This is a genomic window from Mesorhizobium sp. M0991, from assembly GCF_040318915.1.
Lineage (GTDB): Bacteria > Pseudomonadota > Alphaproteobacteria > Rhizobiales > Rhizobiaceae > Mesorhizobium.
This window is the reverse complement of the sequence record NZ_JAMYNE010000002.1, coordinates 90,421-106,587: the sequence shown is the minus strand read 5'-3', so window position 1 is coordinate 106,587 and position 16,167 is coordinate 90,421. Positions and strand designations below refer to the sequence as shown.

The following is a 16,167-nucleotide window of genomic DNA, read 5'->3' as shown; positions in this document are numbered from 1 at the left end:
CCCGCCCCGACGCAGTATAGATAGCGGTTTGTGAAGAATTATTATAGCTCTGGCATGGTGAAGATCGGCATGCCTTGGCCCTGTTTTGACGGGCCAGGACATGCCTCAGACGCAAATGGTGTCGACTGTTATTCGGCAGACAGAACGGGCTTTGATAGCCGGCGGCCTAGGCGGAAGCGTTCAGGCTCTGCCCTTCAGGAACTCGATCACCATTGCCGCGGTCCAGGTGAAGCGGCTGCCGCCGAGCGGCTCGCCGCTAAGGGGATCGTAATATTCGGCAAAACCGCTCTCGGCGATCAGCTCGAGACTGGATTGCGTGATCCGTTGTGCGATTTGGCTGTGGCCGGCGGCAGCAAGGCCGTCGGCGATCATGTAGTTGACCACCAGCCAGACCGGGCCGCGCCAATAGCGCTTGGCATCGAAGCGGGGATCATCGAGCTCATGCGAGGGGACGATGTAACGCGCTTTGCCAGCGATGCGCTCGATCGTTGCAGCGATGGCCGCTGCCCGGCTTTCCGGAATGGCCGAAAACACCGGCAGAATGCCGCCGACCGATGCGCTGTCAACGTGCTTTCCGGCCACTCGGTCGAAACAAATGTACTGGCCATGCGCGTCGCTCCACAGCCGTTCTATTGCTGAAAGCCCCTTTTCGGCACGGGCGCGGTTGGCCTTGGCGATTTCGGTTTCGCCAAGTGCCTCGGCGAGATCGGCAAGATCGGCGGCGGAACGGATCAGGATGGCGTTGAAGCCGGGATCGACGACCTGGAATGGCGAGGCGTCGTGCAGCCGGGCGTTGTCCCAACCAAGCCCGCGGAAATGCTGCAGCAGCCAGATATAGCGGTCATACTGTGCCTCGGTTGGACGATGCGCCGGATCGGCGTGCAGGATGTCGCGGCGGGTGTAGGGCTCGACGCCTTCGGTCGGCACGCGCTCCAACGCCTCGTCCCAGTCGATCGAGTTGTCGCGGCCGGACTCCCATGGGTGGATTATGGCGACCAGCCCTTCGCCATTCGGGTCGCGATGTTCGTAGAACCAGCGGTGCCAGGCATCGATTTTCGGCAACAGCGCACGGGCGCGCTCGGCCGCCAGGGTCTTGTCCTTGGCCCGGTCGAACAGACGGCGCACGGCAAAGCCGGCGACCGCCGGCTGGGTGATGCCCGACGTGGCGGTCGGGCGGTCCGTTCGCCAGACCTCCGGCCCGGGGAAATAGCCATCGCTCCAGACATGGAAGACGATGTGCGGTACCATGCCGTCCGGCCACTGGTGGGCGAACAGCGTGTCGATCTCGGTCCAGGCCCGAGCCTCATCGTAGTGGGCAAGACCGAGCGCGGTCAGGCAGGAATCCCAGTTCCATTGGAACGGGTAGAGGCCCTTGGTCGGTATGGTGTAGGTGCCTTGGTCGTTTTCCCTGAGCACCTCGACGGCGCGGGCGATGGTTTCGTCGACAGCAAGAGATATCATCGGGGCGTTCGTACTTTCAGGATCGAAGGTGGATCAAAGGGCGTTGGTGGTTTCGGGATCGAACCAGCGGATGCGGTCGGGTTTGGGCAAGAGCCGCAGGTGATCGCCGACAGCGACCGTGACATTCGATTCGAGGATGGCGCGGAACAGGCCGCCCTCGACATCGCAGGTGACCAGCGTGTGCGGTCCGAGCGGCTCGACAACGCGCACGGTGGCGTGCAGCCCTTCGGTGCCGGCGTCGACATCCTCGGGGCGAATGGCGAATTCTATCGTCGGCTTGTCGGATTTGGGGCCAGGCAGCGTCAGCCCGGCGACGGTCCAACTGCCGTCTGCCGCCTTGGTCGCCGGGATGAAATTCATCGGCGGGTTGCCGATGAAGGAGCCGACGAAGCGGGCCGCTGGATTGCGGTAGACCTCTACCGGCGAGGCGGCCTGGACGATACGGCCCTGGTGCATGACGGCGATGCGATCGGCGAGGCTCATCGCCTCGACCTGGTCATGGGTAACGTAGATGGTGGTGGTCTTGGACGCAGCGAGCACGCCCTTGAGTTCGGCGCGCATTTCGAGCCGCAGCAGCGCGTCGAGGTTCGACAGCGGCTCGTCCATCAGGATCACGTCAGGTTCCATCGCGAGCGCCCGAGCGACTGCCACGCGCTGGCGCTGGCCGCCGGAAAGCTGGCCCGAATAGCGCTTCAAAAGCTGCTCGATGTGCATGAGCTCCGCGGTGCGGTTGACGCGCCCCTCGACCTCCTGCTGCGGCAGCTTCTTCATCCGCAGGCCGAAGGCGATGTTCTCGAACACGGTCAGGTGCGGAAACACGGCGTAATTCTGGAACACCATGGCGATGCCGCGCTCGCGCGGCGGCAGATGGTCGACGCGACGGCCGCCGATCCAGACCTCGCCCTGGCTTGGCGTTTCCAGCCCGGCGACGATCCTCAGCAGCGTGGTCTTGCCGCAGCCCGAGGCGCCAAGCAGCACCATGAATTCCTGGTCGGCGATGGTCAGGTCGATCGAATGCAGCGCGGTGAAGCCACCGAAACGTTTTGCGACCTGCTTGATGGCGATCTCAGCCATCGGCGTTCTCTTTTGTGCGCGTCATCGGTTGGCGATCCCCCACATGGCGAACAGATATTTGCGAACGGCGAAGATGAAGATCAGCGCCGGGATGACCAGTGCCGCGCCACCGGCGAATTTGAGGTAGAGCGGCGATTCGCCGAGGCTCTGAAGCAGGAAGGCGGTCAGCGTCCGGTTCTCGATGGTGAGCACGGCGGCGGCAAACACCTCGTTCCAGGAGATGGTGAAGGCAAATACCGCCGACGCCGCGATGCCCGGCAGCGCCAGCGGTAGAATGATTTTTCGGAATGCCTGCAATCTCGTGCAGCCGAGCGTCCAGGCCGCTTCCTCCAGCTCAACTGGAATGCCGGAGAAGAGCGAGAAAGTGATCAGCACCGCGAATGGCAGCGCCAGCGTGGTGTGGACCAGCGCCAGCCCGATCGCGGTATCGTCGAGGCCGGTGCGGATGAACATCACCGCCAGCGGTAGCGCCAGCAGCGGCAGCGGGAAGGCGCGGGTCATCAGCACAAGGAAACGGAACGTTTCCTTGCCTGGGAATTCGAACCGCGACAGCGCGTAGCCGGCGGGTGCGCCGAAGCCGATCGAGAGGAGCATCGTCAGCGTGGCGACGAGGACGGAGTTCCACAGCGCCTTGGCGACACCGGCGAAATTGATGAAGAAAGAAAGGCTGCCGAAATCGAATGACGGGAAGAAGCGCTTGGGAAAGGCGGTCACCTCTTCCGGCGACGACAGCGTGTTGACGATCAACAGATAGATCGGCAGCAGCACCCAGGCGCAAAGCAGGATGACGGTTGCGACCAGCAACCAGTTGCCCGCTTTGCGGGCCTCAGGCGCGGCGATCGAGAGCTCCGCGACGGTGCTCATATGCGAGCCTCCTTCGGCACACGCAGCACCCGCAGGAAGAACAGCGTGAAGCCGATCGAGATGGCGAGGATGAACAGCGCCATGGCGGCGGCGACATTGTGGTCCTGCAGCGTGAACTGCCAATTGTAGGTCTCGCCCATCAGCACCGGCAGATTGGTGCCGCCGAGTGCTGCAACCACGGCAAAGACCTCAAAGGCAAGGATGACGCGCAGGATGATCGCCGTCTGCAGGCTTGGGCGCAACAGAGGCAGCGTGATCTTGATGAAGCGCTTCCACGGGCTAGCGCCGAAGACCTCGGCTGCCTCGTAATATTCCCGGGGGATCAGCCCCATGCCGGCGACCAGAATGACCATCATGATGGCGGTCGCGCGCCAGATCTCGGCCAGCGCCACGGCAATGAAGATCGTCAGCTTGCTCTGGTAGCCGAGGAACATGACCGGCCTGTCGATGACGCCGAGATTGGAGAGCAAGGTGTTGAGGAAGCCGGACTGGTCGAAGATGGCGAGCCAGATCAGCCCGGCGGCGAGATCGGAGATGCCGAGCGGAATAGCGAAGATGTAAAGCGCGGCGCTGCGCCCGGTTTCAAGCCGCGACACCACCGTTGCCATCAGCAGCGCCATGACCAGCTGGATGGGCACGACGACGGCGCTCAACAGCAGCGTGTTGCGGACCGTGACCGGGAATTTCCAGCTGCCCGCCATGGTGCGGAAATTGTCGAGCGTAAAGCTGCCGTCGCGGGTGAACGCCTCGAAGGCGACCAACACGAACGGGTAGAGGAAAAAGACGCAGAGGAACAGCGTCGCCGGCATCAGCAGCAGATAGGGCAGGGCCTTGCCGTGCATGGAGCGTTCTCTGTTCGGCGTTTGAAAGGGTGGGCGCCCGGCGCGCTAGGTCCGGACGCCCGGGGAGGATTCTTAATCGACCGGGCAGGCGCCTTGCGAGGGTTTGTCGGGCGCCCAGCACGGCGCTTTCGCCTGGTCGATGATCGCCTTCAGCGCCGTCGCCTGTTCGTCGAGCACGCCGTGCACATCCTCGCCGCCGAGCACGATGCGCTCGAAGCTGTCGGTGTAGATCTGATTGAACTTGCCGCCGAGGCCGCCAAGTCCCATTGGCAGCAGCGCCGGCAGCGCATCCGGGGCACCGGTCATGGTGGCGATCACTGGGCTGAAGGCCTTTACCGAGGCCGGCATGTCGTCGGGCAGCTTGACGTCGACGATGGGGAAGAAGTTTGTCGCCTTCAGCGTCGCGATCTGGGTTTCCGGTTTCAGCATATAGGCGACCAGCGCCTTGGCCTCGTCCATGTCAGGCGAGGTCTTCGGGATAGCGACGCCGGCCACCACCGGCATGTAGCCGCGGCCTGCCGGGCCAGCCGGCGCCGGGAAGGCGACGAAGTCATCGGGTTTCTGGTTGAAGGCGTCGGCGAGGCGCGCGACGTGATCGAATGCCACCCAGACTTCGCCGGTTAGCAGCGGCTCCTGCATGAAGGCATAGTTGGTCGAATTCGGGTTGGTGTATTGCCACAATTCCTTGAACTTGTTCCACGCCGTCTCGGCCTCCGCCGAGCGGAACTTGGTCACCATCGAGCCGGTATACGATGGAAGGAGAAAACCCTCGAAGAAACGGTGCTTCAGCCCTTTCGGGCCGGCCGGAAAGCCGAATTTGGGTGAGCCGGTCTTCTCTGCGATGTTTTTCGCCCACTCGATGAGCTGGTCATAGGTGATGGTGTTGAGATCGGCGCCGGCCGGCAGGTATTGCAGCGCCTGCTTGTTGGCCGCCATCAGAAAGGTGGCCTGCATCCATGGCAGGTACTTCTGCTCTCCGGTGCCGAGCATGCCGAGCTTCTTGTAGGTCTCGTTGACCTTGACGCCACCGAGATCGACGCCAGAGAGATCGACAAGGTTCGCGCCGACGGTGGAGAAGTCTCCGTGCAGGCCGCCGAGCACGCCTATGGTGCCGGAGCCGGCCTGCAGTTCGGCCTGAAGGCGGGTGAGCCAGGGCCCGTCCTCGGCGACCTGATAGTCAACCTGGCCGTCAAACCCCTTCAGCACCTCACCGCGCATTTTTTGCGTCTCTTCCACAGGTCGCGCCTGTGTCGACCAGAACAACACCTGCTGGGCTTGTGCTGCGCCGGCAGCGAGCGACAGCGCCAGCACGGCGCCTGCCAATATCCTCAAAGCATTCATCGTCATCTTCCTCCCTGGGTTGCGCCGCGAAGCGGACATCAGTTCTGTCCTGTGGGTACCGAGCCATGGCTTGCTCGCGAGACAAGTGTCGGCCGGACCAGCCGGGTCAGTGGCGCGTCCGGCTTGTTGCGGATGACGGTCAGCAGCATCTCGCCGATCTCGCGCGCGCACTGCCGGATCGAAGCGTCGAAAGTGGTCAACCCCGGCGGGGCATAGGCTGAGGCGGCTATGTTGTCGAAGCCGATCACCGAAAGGTCGCGAGGAACGGCAAGTCCGGCGCGCCCCGCCTCTTCCATCACCGTCAGCGCCAGCTCGTCGAACAGCGCGATAATCGCCGTCGGCCGCTCGGTGGCGTGCAGAAGCCGGTTGATTGCCTGGATGCGGGCACCGCGATCGAAACGCGGCGCCGTCGCCACATAGAGCCTGACGGACGGATCGCCCCGGCGCGCAATCGCGGCAGCGAGCCCGTCCTGTCTGAGATGGCGAAACGTCATCGGCTCGGAAATCGTCACCAGGCCGAAATGGCGGTGTCCGAGATCGTAGAGCATGTCGAAGGCCTCGCCGAAAGCATGTGCGCCATCAGTATCGAGCCAATGGTAGGCAAAGTCGCCGTCGAGCAGCCGGCCATGCGCGACGAACGGGAAATTGCGTCGGCGCAGATAAGCAAGCCGCTCGTCGACCTCGGCGATGCGGGTGACGACGACCCCATCGGCGCGTCCGGATTCGACGACATGGCGAAGCACGGAAAGTTCCGACTGGCCCTGCGCCGCTGCGGCCAGAATCAGGTCGGACCCGTGCGAAACCAACCCTTCGCCGAGCCCGGTGACGAATTCGCCGAGGAAGGAATCGACCAGATTGGGGCCGCGGATCGGCAGCACCATGCCGACAAAACCGCTGCGGCCGGAGACCAGCGTGCGGGCTGCCGTGTTCGGCACATAGCCGGCCTGGCGCGCGGCCTCGGCGACACGTTGGCGCGTTCTCAAGGCGATCTGCTCGTGGCCGGCAAGCGCGCGCGAAACGGTGGTAATCGACAGGTCGAGCTGCGCAGCAAGTTCCTTGAGGGTGGTAACGCGGGTCGGCATCGTTTCCTCCCGAACGAAGTTTGAAACGTTTGTAATCAGTCCAGGTCAAATTGCAAACGTTTTAAATGCGCGCAAGCGGTATTTGATTCTTGCCCGTTGATCCGCTTGGCCCTTGTTCGACCAAGCCAGCAAGCTCCCGGATGGAGATTTAAACGCAGCGGTTGCTTGACTCGGGCGACGCCTTGTGAAAAATTTTGCAACAACTGATAAAAATATCAAAGGGCGGAAATGGTTGGTTTTGGCAACGGCCTGCTGCGCGATGATGAGACCGGGATGGCAGCCCGTGCCGCCTGGCTTCATTATGCTGGCGGCCTGACCCAGTCCGAGGTCGCCAAGCGGCTCGGCCTGACCAGCCTCAAGGCGCATCGCCTCATCACCAAGGCCAATCAGGAAGGCCTGGTCAAAGTCTACATCGACGGCGAAGTCTCCGAATGCGTGGAGCTCGAGGACGAATTGTCCGGCCGGTACGGCCTCGACTATTGCGAGGTGGTTCCGGACTTCGATGCCGAAGACCTGCCGCTCAAGGCGCTCGGCATCGCCGGCGCGCAGTTTCTCAAGCGCGAGATCGAACGCGGCGAAGAGGCGCTGATCGGCGTCGGCCACGGCCGCACGCTTGCCGCCTGCGTGGAATATCTGCCGCGCATATCGGCCGGCAGGATCCGTTTCGTCTCGCTGCTTGGCGGCCTGACGCGCAAGTTCTCGGCCAATCCGCATGACGTCATCCACCGCGTCGCCGAGCGGACTGGTGCGGAGGCCTATGTGATGCCCGTACCGATGTTCGCCAACACGGTCGAGGATCGAACCGTGTTGCTCGGGCAGAAAGGCGTCAGCGATGTCTTCGACCTCGCCAAGTCCGCCGACTTGCTCATCGCCGGCATCGGAACTGCCGAGCGTGAGGCCTCGCTTGTCGCAACCGGCATGATCGAGAAGGGCGAAATGGAGGAAATCCGCAGCAATGGCGGCGTCGGCGAACTGCTCGGCCATTTCTTCGACGATGCCGGAAAGGCTGTTGCGACGACGCTTTCCGACCGGGCGCTGGCACTGGCGCGCGAAGACATCAGCAACCGCAGGATTGTCGCCGTTGCCGGCGGCAAGGTGAAGGTTCGCGCCATCAAGTCAGTGCTGGAGGGCCGCTATCTCAAAGGCCTGATAACCGACGAGCGGACGGCGCGATCGCTCGTGGAACAGACGCCGGTCGGGTAGCCGGCAACCATTTCGTTGAAACTACCCTGTGGAGGAGAAGAGAAATGCATGAGAAAGAGAAAGACCTCATCGACGCGTTCCTGCGTGGACAAGTCGACCGCCGTGGGCTGATCAAGGGCCTCGGTGCAATGGGCCTTGCCGCCAGCACCGCCGGCACCCTGCTCAACCTCGGGCAGACCCGCGCCCTGGCGGCTGATTTCGACTGGCAGGCCCATAAGGGCAAGACCATCAAGCTGCTGCTCAACAAGCATCCCTACGCCGATGCGATGATTGCCGACCTCGACAACTTCAAGCAGCTGACCGGCATGGAAGTCGTCTACGACGTATTTCCGGAAGACGTCTATTTCGACAAGGTCACCGCGGCACTGTCGGCCAGCTCACCCGAATACGATGCCTTCATGACCGGCGCCTACATGACCTGGACCTACGGTCCGGCCGGCTGGATCACCGACCTCAACGAATGGATCAAGGATCCGGCTAAGACCAACCCGAAATATGCCTGGGACGACTTCCTGCCTGGCGTCAGGAGTTCTTGCGCCTGGAACGGGCAGCCCGGCGGCGTGCTCGGGTCGGAAGACGCCAAGCAATGGTGCATTCCGTGGGGCTTCGAGCAGAACAACATCACCTACAACAAGGGCATGTTCGACAAAGTCGGCGTCAGCGTTCCCGGCAATATGGATGAGATGGTAGCTACGGCAGCGAAGCTCACCAAGGACGTCGGTGGCGGTGTCTACGGCATCGGCGTGCGCGGCTCGCGCTCCTGGGCGACGATCCACCCAGGCTTCCTGTCGGCTTACGCCAATTTCGACCAGAAGGACCTGAACGTCTCGGCCGACGGCAAATTGTCGGCCGCGATGAGCACCGCCGAATCCAAGGCTTTCCACAAACAGTGGGTCCAGATGATCCAGGAGAGCGGCCCCAAGGACTGGTCGACCTACACCTGGTACCAAGTCGGTACCGATCTCGGTGCCGGCGCCTCGGCGATGATTTTCGACGCCGATATCCTCGGCTACTTCATGAATGGCGGCGACAACAAAATGGCCGGCAAGCTCGCCTTTTCCGCTTTCAAGGCCAATCCCGCCGCCAAGGCACCGACGCCCAACATCTGGATCTGGTCGCTGTCGATGTCCAATTTCTCGAAGGACAAGGACGCCACCTGGTACTTCATGCAATGGGCATCCGGACCCGAGCACGGTCTGTTCGGTGCGACCAAGATGGACTTCGTCAATCCGGTCCGTCAGTCGGTCTGGAAGGACGAGATGTTCCGCGACAAACTGAACAAGAGCTATCCGGGCTATGTCGAGATGTTCGACGTCTCGGCACCGGGCGCCAGCATCAAGTTCACTCCGCAGCCGCTGTTCTTCGATCTCACCACCGAATGGGCGGCGACGCTGCAGAAGATGGTGGCCAAGGAAGTGCCAGTCGACGAGGGCCTCGACAAGTTGGCCGAGAGCATCAACGGCCAGCTCAAGGAAGCCGGGCTCGGCTAAGCCGCGGCCAGGGCTGGCCCGTCCCGCGGGCCAGCCTTTAGGATGTGACACGTTTGCGAAGCGGTGCCGAGCGGTACCGCCTGCTCGCCCGACCGGCCGCCTTGCTCCCTTGGGCGGCCGGGACGGCGAAGCAACAGGATGACGGAGCAGCAGATGACTGCGGCGACAACACAAAGAAACAGGCCGTCGGGCTTCAGGATCAGCAAGCGGGTGCTGCCCTATCTCCTCAGCTTGCCGGCCCTGCTGGTCTGCATCGGCATCCTGATCCCGTTCTTCACATCGGTGGTCTATTCTTTCCAGCGCTACCGATTGAGCCAGCCTTGGGCGCGGCAGTTCAACTGGGGCGACAACTACATCTCGTTCTTCACTGACCCGAAGTTCTGGAACACGCTGCAGGTGTCGCTGCTCTACGCCGGCATCACCGTCGTGCTCGAGCTGCTTCTCGGTCTCGGCATCGCCATGCTGCTACAAAAGCGCTCGACGCTGAACAACTTTATCTCGATCATGCTGTTGATGCCGCTGATGACCGCGCCGGCGCTCGCCGCGCTGATGTGGAAGCTGATGACCAATCCCGGCTTTGGCGTGCTCAGCTATCTCGCCAGCCTGATCGGGCTGCAGGATTTCCGCTGGGCCTCGTCTCCGTCCACGGCACTGCTCACCGTCGTGCTTGTCGACATCTGGGTCTACACGCCGTTCATCATGATCCTGCTGCTTGCCGGCCTGCGCAGCCTGCCCACGCAGCCATTCGAGGCGGCAGCACTCGACGGCGTGCCGAGGAGCTTCGTTTTCTTCCGCATCACCCTGCCGATGCTGACCCCCTATATCCTGACGGCGACATTGTTCCGCCTGCTCGATTCCATCCAGCAGTTTGACATCATCTATGCCATGACGCAGGGCGGTCCGGGCGATACGCTGACCGTGTTCCAGGTTGAGGCTTATCTCAACTTCTTCCAGTCGACCAATGTCGGCCGCTCGGCGGCGCTGATGATCATTCTGTGGGCGATCACCTATTTCCTCTCGAATATTTTCATCAAGAACTGGCTGCGGCTGCGCGAACGCGCCCGCGGACAGGCATAGGAGGCTGGCATGGAACACACCTCCCTTCTCGAACGCATCCTGCGCGGCATTGCCTTGGCGCTGGTCGTGATCTTCTTCATGTTCCCGATCGTCTGGATCCTGATGATGTCGTTCCAGACCAACGAGACAATCCTGCGGATTCCGCCGCAGCTTGTCTTCGAGCCGACGCTCGCCAACTACACTGCCTTGATCACCGGCAAGCTGATGACGGCAGCCGGCACGCTCGATATCGCCTTCATGCGCAATCTGTGGAATTCCGTCTTTCTGTCGGTCACCTCGGTTGCCGTCGCGTTGCTGCTCGGCGTTCCCGCGGCCTACGCCTTTGCGCGGCACAAATTCCGCGGCTCGGAGGACATTGCCTTCACGCTCCTGTCGTTCCGGTTCGCGCCGGCGCTGCTGGTGCTCCTGCCGCTCACCCTCTATTTCCAGAAGCTCGGGCTGGCCAACACCTATATCGGGCTGATCTGGGTCTACCAGCTGATCTGCCTGCCGTTGATCCTGTGGATCGTGCGCGGTTATTTCGAGGATATCCCCGCCGATATCGAATACGCCTACCGCATTGCCGGACATTCCTGGTTTGCCACCTTTCGCAAGATCGCGCTGCCGCTCGCCGGTCCGGGAATCGCCGCTGCCGGTCTGCTCGCCTTCATCTTTGCCTGGAACAATTTCGTTTTTGCATTGGTGCTCGCCTCGGCCGACAAGCAGCCGGTGACGGTCGGCGCGCTCGCCTTCATCACGTCCTCGGGCATCCAGTACGGCCAGATCTCGGCGGCGATCGTGCTGTCGATCACGCCGACGCTGGCGCTCGCGCTCTATGCGCAACGCTATCTCGTCGAAGGCTTGTCGCTTGGCGCGGTGAAAGGATAGTCCGATGGCAAGCCTCGAACTGCGAAACATCGTCAAGCGCTATAAAAGCCAGACCGTTCTCGACAATCTGTCGTTGACCGTCGCCGACGGCGAAACGCTGGTCCTGTTCGGACCGTCCGGCGCCGGCAAGACCGTGCTGCTGCGGCTGGTCGCCGGCGTCATCGACCCCGACGAGGGAAAGATCCTCATCGGCGGCGAGGACATGACCGATCTCGACGCCGAGTTCCGTGGCGTCGGCATGGCATTCCAGAACTTCGCGCTGTTCCCGCATATGACGGCGTTCGATAACATCGCGACGCCGCTGCAGGCGAAGCACTCATCGCAGGGCACGATCAAGGCCGGCGTCGAGAGCGTCGCCAAGTTGTTGAAAATCGGCCATGTGCTCAGCCACAAGCCGCGGGCGCTGTCCAACGGCCAGAAGCAACGCACCGCGCTTGCCCGCGCGCTGGTCGGCTCGCCGCCGCTTCTCCTGCTCGACGATCCCTTGCGCAACGTCGATGCCAAATTGCGCTTCGAAATGCGCCTCGAACTGCCAAGGCTGCTCGCCGATCGCGGCGCGACCGTCATCTACGTCACCCAGGACTACAAGGAAGCGATGGCGCTCGGCGACCGCATCGCGGTGATGTCGCAGGGCGTCGTCAAACAGCTCGGCACGCCCGAGCAGATCTATCGCGAGCCGGCCAATGTCGAGATTGCCCGGCTGTTCGGCGACCCGACGATCAACCTTCTGGACGTCAAGCCGTCGCGGGACGCCAAGGGCATCTATGTCGGCCTGTCCAACGTCCAGGTCCATCTTGCCGGCGCTCATGAGGCGGTGGTCGGCCGCGACTGCGTGATCGGTTTGCGGCCGGAGGCACTGGCCTTTGTCGATGAAGGCACGCCCGGCGCCATCCCGGTGACGGTCGAGGCTGAGACGCCGCTCAACGAGAAGATCGTCACGCTGGTGCGAACCGTGCGCGGCCGTGAAATCCTGGTCTCGCGTCCGTCCGGGACGCCGGGCCAATCCGAAGGCCGGGCGCATATCGCCGTCGATAGCAAAAGCGCCGTGCTGTTCGATCGGGCAAGCGGCGAGCGTATCGGCTCGAAGAATGTCGTCAATTTGCGCAGTGGAGAAGCGGCATGAGCCCGACCGCAATCACCATTTCGGGCGTCGACAAGTTCTACGGTCCGATCGACCGCGGCGTACACGCCGTCAAGAACCTGACGATGGAAATCGCCAAGGGCGAGATCGTGGCGCTGCTCGGCTCGTCCGGCTGCGGCAAGACCTCGACATTGCGCATGATCGCAGGCTTCGAAGAGGTCTCGCGCGGCACCATCGCGGTTGCCGGCCGCAAAGTGCACACGTTGCCGCCGGTCAGGCGCAACGTCGCAATGGCCTTCGAGGGCTATTCGCTCTACCCGCCGCTGACCGTGCGTGAGAACATCGCCTTCGCCCTCAAGGCCGCCAGGCTGGCGAAGAGTGCGGTCGATGCAAAGGTTGCCAACATCGCCAAGCTTCTCGAGATCGAGGACATTCTCGAGCGCTATCCGAGCTCGATCTCCGGCGGCCAGCAGCAGCGCGCCAGCCTCGGCCGGGCGCTGATCCGCGAGGCCGACCTGCATCTGCTGGACGAGCCGATGGGCCAGCTCGAGCCGCAGCTTCGCGCCGTGCTGCGCGGCCGCATCAAGCATTTCATCAAGGAGCGCGGCCTGACCGCGATCCTGGTCACGCACGACCAGACTGAGGCCAACGCGCTTGCCGACCGCATCGCCGTCATGGAGGGCGGCGTGCTGCAGCAGTTCGACACGCCTGACAGGCTCAAGGAGCGGCCGGCAAACCTGTTTACCGGCACATTCGTCGGCGAGCCGCCGATGAATGTCTTCGAGGCCTATGTCGGCACAGCTGACGGCAAGATCAATCTCAAGCTGCCCGACGGGCTTTCGCTCGACTACGACAAGGATGCGTTCAGCGGCCCGGTTCGCGACGAATTGCTCAACCGGCAGCGCGTCGTCATCGGCGTCAGGCCCTATGCGGTCCGCCGCTCGAAGGATGGTGTGCCGGCGACGGTTTCGGCCAATCAATGGCTCGGCGACCAGACCCATATCGCCGCCGATTTCGCCGGCGGTTCGCTGGTCCTGGTCGAACATGACCGAACCCGCTTGGAGCTTGGCGCGCCGATCAAGATCAGCATCGATCCGAAAAACCTTCACGTCTTCGATCAGGCGAGCGGCAATGCCATTTCGCACGGCACGGAGCTTGCTTGATGCAGGATGTGCTGATCGGCATCGACGCCGGCACGTCTGTCATAAAATCCGTCGCCTTCGACACGGCGGGCAGGCAGATCGCGTCCGCCGCGCTGCCCAATAAATACGAGACACTGCCGGGCGGCGGCGCCGAGCAGGACCTGACGCGCACCTGGGCCGATACCGCGACGACCTTGCGCCAGCTCGCCGACAAGGTGCCGAACCTAGCCAGCCGGACCATTGCCGTTGCCGTGACCGGCCAAGGCGACGGCACCTGGCTGATCGACAAGGATGGTGAGCCGGTAGCCAAGGGCTGGCTGTGGCTCGACGCGCGCGCTGCTGCGGTCGTCGAGGAGATCCGCGCGCGGCCAGAGGACCGGCTGCGCTTCGAAAAGACCGGCAGCGGGCTCGCTGCCTGCCAGCAGGGATCGCAGTTCGTCTTCATGAAGCGCCACATGCCCGCGATGCTTGCCAATGCAGCGACGGCCTTCCACTGCAAGGACTGGCTCTATTTCAAGTTGACCGGTCACCGTGCCACCGACCCGTCCGAGGGCACCTTTACCTTCGGCGACTTCCGCACGCGCGGCTATTCAGATGATGTGCTCGAGGTACTCGGCGTCACCGATCTCAGGCATCTACTGCCGCCCATCGTCGATGGCACCAGGCAAAGCACCTCGCTGTCGGTAGCAGCAGCCGATGCGACCGGCCTGCTCGCCGGCACACCGGTCGTTCTGGCCTATGTCGATGTCGCCTGCACGGCGCTCGGCGCCGGCCTGTTCGATCGCGAGCGCAAGCCGGGATGCTCGATCATCGGCTCTACCGGAATGCATATGCGGCTTGCCGAAACGCCGGACGAGGTTCTGCTCAACGAGGCTGCAACCGGCTACACGATGACGATGCCGGCACCGGGCGTCTTTGCGCAGATGCAGTCGAACATGGCGGCAACGCTCAATATCGACTGGGTCCTTGGCCTCGCCTCCGGCATTCTCGCCTCGCAAGGTATCACGCGGACCAATGGCGAGATGATCGCGCTGGTCGACCAGTGGATATCGTCGTCCGAGCCAGGCTCGCTGCTCTACCAGCCCTATGTCTCGGAGGCCGGCGAGCGCGGGCCGTTCGTCGATGCCAATGCCAGGGCCGGCTTCGTTGGCATTTCGTCCAGGCACGGCTATGCCGACATGGTCCGCGCGGTGTTCGAGGGGCTGGCTTTCGCGGCACGCGATTGCTACGCCGCGATGGGGCCGCTGCCCAAGGAAATCCGCCTGACCGGCGGAGCGGCCAGGAGCCCGGCTCTGCGCAAGATCCTGGGTGCTGCGGTCGGCGCGGACATTCGCACCAGCGAGCGCGAGGAGGCCGGCGCTGCGGGCGCTGCAATGATTGCTGCGGTCTGCGTCGGCCAGTACGTATCGATGGACGATTGCGTCAGTGAATGGGTCACGCCTTTGCTCCGTGCGGCCGAGCCCAGCGACCGGAAACTTGCCGCCGCCTATGAGGCGATTGCTCCGTCCTACGCATTGGCGCATGAGGCGCTGCGGCCGGTCTGGCGTTCGATGGCCGCATCCAGACAAACTGACGTGAATTGAGAAGAGCATGCGCAAAAAAATTGCGATCATCGGTGACCGCTTCATGCTTCCGGACGTGTTTCGCGAGAAAATCGAGGCGGCCTGCGGCGATAATCTCGACATCCGCACCATTGAGACTGCATGGCCCGACGAGCCGATGGAATTCGGCAATGCTGCGCTCGGCCTCGACAAGGTCAAGGAGTATTTCGGTGATCCTGACGAGGTGGTCGATTTTATCGGCGATGCCGAAATTTTTGTTACCCAGCTTGCGCCGCTCTCCGAAGCCATGATGCAGCGCCTGCCGACGCTGAAGCTGGTTGCGGTATCGCGCGGCGGGCCGATCAACATCGACATGGCGGCCGCCAAGGCCCATGGCATCACGGTGGTCAATGTGCCCGGTCGCAATGCCAGCGCCGTGGCCGAGTTCACCATCGGCGCCATTCTCGCCGAGACGCGGCTGATCCGCGTCGGCCACGAAGCCTTGCGCAAGGGCGAGTGGCGCGGCGATCTCTACCGCGCCGACCGCACCGGCCGCGAGCTCAACGAAATGACCGTCGGCGTCATCGGCTACGGCAATATCGGCACCAGGCTGGTTCGGCTGCTGCGCGCGTTCGGCTGCCGCATCCTGGTTTGCGATCCCTATGTGCAATTGAGCGCCGAGGACCGCAATACCGGCGTCGAGCTGGTTGCGCTGGACGATCTGCTGTCGCGCTCCGATGTGGTCACGCTGCACTCCCGGGTCACCGAAGAGACGCGCGGTCTGATCGGCAAGGACGCCATTGCCCGGATGAAGCCGGGCGTGATCTTCGTCAACACCGCGCGCGGACCGCTGGTCGACTACGATGCGCTTTATGAGGCGCTCGTCTCGGGGCACATCGGCAGCGCCATGCTGGAAACGTTCGCCGTCGAGCCGGTGCCTGCCGACTGGCCCTTGCTGCAGCTGCCGAACGTGACACTGACGCCGCATATCGCCGGCGCGTCGGTGCGCACGGTGACTTATGCGGCCGAGCAGGCGGCCGAGGAAGTGCGCCGCTTCATCGCCGGTCTGCCTCCGGTCAATCCATGCTGACGACAGGGCATA

14 protein-coding genes are annotated in these 16,167 nt (G+C 63.2%); 8 read left to right on the top strand and 6 right to left on the bottom strand.

Annotated elements, in window-relative coordinates; all coding sequences use genetic code 11:
* Nucleotides 1–180 precede the first annotated feature (180 nt).
* The 6 genes from NKH70_RS04300 to NKH70_RS04275 all read right to left on the bottom strand — a co-directional run bounded on the left by NKH70_RS04300 (nucleotide 181) and on the right by NKH70_RS04275 (nucleotide 6,664).
* Nucleotides 181–1,461: an amylo-alpha-1,6-glucosidase gene (locus NKH70_RS04300; protein WP_352717851.1), complete on the bottom strand. Its 1,281-nt coding sequence runs from the start codon at nucleotides 1,459–1,461 to the stop codon at nucleotides 181–183.
* A gap of 33 nt (nucleotides 1,462–1,494) precedes the next feature.
* Nucleotides 1,495–2,535, bottom strand: a complete 1,041-nt coding sequence (locus NKH70_RS04295) for an ABC transporter ATP-binding protein (RefSeq protein WP_352912848.1) — start codon at nucleotides 2,533–2,535, stop codon at nucleotides 1,495–1,497.
* Nucleotides 2,536–2,556: 21 nt separating this feature from the next.
* Nucleotides 2,557–3,399: a carbohydrate ABC transporter permease gene (locus tag NKH70_RS04290; protein WP_353024836.1), complete on the bottom strand. Its 843-nt coding sequence runs from the start codon at nucleotides 3,397–3,399 to the stop codon at nucleotides 2,557–2,559.
* A complete protein-coding gene (locus tag NKH70_RS04285) occupies nucleotides 3,396–4,241 on the bottom strand; it encodes a carbohydrate ABC transporter permease (RefSeq protein WP_352977868.1) in 846 nt (281 codons plus the stop codon). The genes NKH70_RS04290 and NKH70_RS04285 overlap by 4 nt, the downstream gene beginning before the upstream one ends.
* Before the next feature lie 72 nt (nucleotides 4,242–4,313).
* The gene (locus NKH70_RS04280; protein ID WP_352912846.1) at nucleotides 4,314–5,582 is read right to left on the bottom strand and encodes an ABC transporter substrate-binding protein; all 1,269 of its coding nucleotides are present in this window, start codon (nucleotides 5,580–5,582) and stop codon (nucleotides 4,314–4,316) included.
* 38 nt (nucleotides 5,583–5,620) lie between these two features.
* Nucleotides 5,621–6,664: a substrate-binding domain-containing protein gene (locus tag NKH70_RS04275; protein ID WP_352717858.1), complete on the bottom strand. Its 1,044-nt coding sequence runs from the start codon at nucleotides 6,662–6,664 to the stop codon at nucleotides 5,621–5,623.
* A gap of 228 nt (nucleotides 6,665–6,892) precedes the next feature.
* On the opposite strand from NKH70_RS04275, the gene NKH70_RS04270 reads away from it, so the two are divergent.
* From NKH70_RS04270 to NKH70_RS04235, 8 genes are all read left to right on the top strand, one after another.
* The gene (locus tag NKH70_RS04270) at nucleotides 6,893–7,867 is read left to right on the top strand and encodes a sugar-binding transcriptional regulator (RefSeq protein ID WP_352717860.1); all 975 of its coding nucleotides are present in this window, start codon (nucleotides 6,893–6,895) and stop codon (nucleotides 7,865–7,867) included.
* Nucleotides 7,868–7,911: 44 nt separating this feature from the next.
* Nucleotides 7,912–9,357 carry an ABC transporter substrate-binding protein gene (locus NKH70_RS04265; RefSeq protein WP_352717862.1) on the top strand — a complete coding sequence of 482 codons (1,446 nt, stop codon included), beginning with the start codon at nucleotides 7,912–7,914 and terminating at the stop codon, nucleotides 9,355–9,357.
* 153 nt (nucleotides 9,358–9,510) lie between these two features.
* Complete coding sequence (locus tag NKH70_RS04260) at nucleotides 9,511–10,434, top strand: carbohydrate ABC transporter permease (protein ID WP_352717864.1); 924 nt, start codon at nucleotides 9,511–9,513, stop codon at nucleotides 10,432–10,434.
* A 9-nt stretch (nucleotides 10,435–10,443) separates the two neighbouring features.
* Nucleotides 10,444–11,301, top strand: a complete 858-nt coding sequence (locus tag NKH70_RS04255; RefSeq protein WP_023676025.1) for a carbohydrate ABC transporter permease — start codon at nucleotides 10,444–10,446, stop codon at nucleotides 11,299–11,301.
* 4 nt (nucleotides 11,302–11,305) lie between these two features.
* Entirely contained in the window at nucleotides 11,306–12,424 is a 1,119-nt protein-coding gene (locus NKH70_RS04250; protein WP_352717866.1) for an ABC transporter ATP-binding protein, read from the top strand.
* Nucleotides 12,421–13,545 carry an ABC transporter ATP-binding protein gene (locus tag NKH70_RS04245; RefSeq protein WP_352717867.1) on the top strand — a complete coding sequence of 375 codons (1,125 nt, stop codon included), beginning with the start codon at nucleotides 12,421–12,423 and terminating at the stop codon, nucleotides 13,543–13,545. The genes NKH70_RS04250 and NKH70_RS04245 overlap by 4 nt, the downstream gene beginning before the upstream one ends.
* Nucleotides 13,545–15,107 (top strand): FGGY-family carbohydrate kinase, encoded by a 1,563-nt coding sequence (locus tag NKH70_RS04240; protein WP_352717869.1) that lies wholly within the window; start codon nucleotides 13,545–13,547, stop codon nucleotides 15,105–15,107. The genes NKH70_RS04245 and NKH70_RS04240 overlap by 1 nt, the downstream gene beginning before the upstream one ends.
* Before the next feature lie 7 nt (nucleotides 15,108–15,114).
* Complete coding sequence (locus NKH70_RS04235) at nucleotides 15,115–16,155, top strand: 2-hydroxyacid dehydrogenase (RefSeq protein WP_352717871.1); 1,041 nt, start codon at nucleotides 15,115–15,117, stop codon at nucleotides 16,153–16,155.
* The last annotated feature ends 12 nt before the right edge of the window (nucleotides 16,156–16,167 follow it).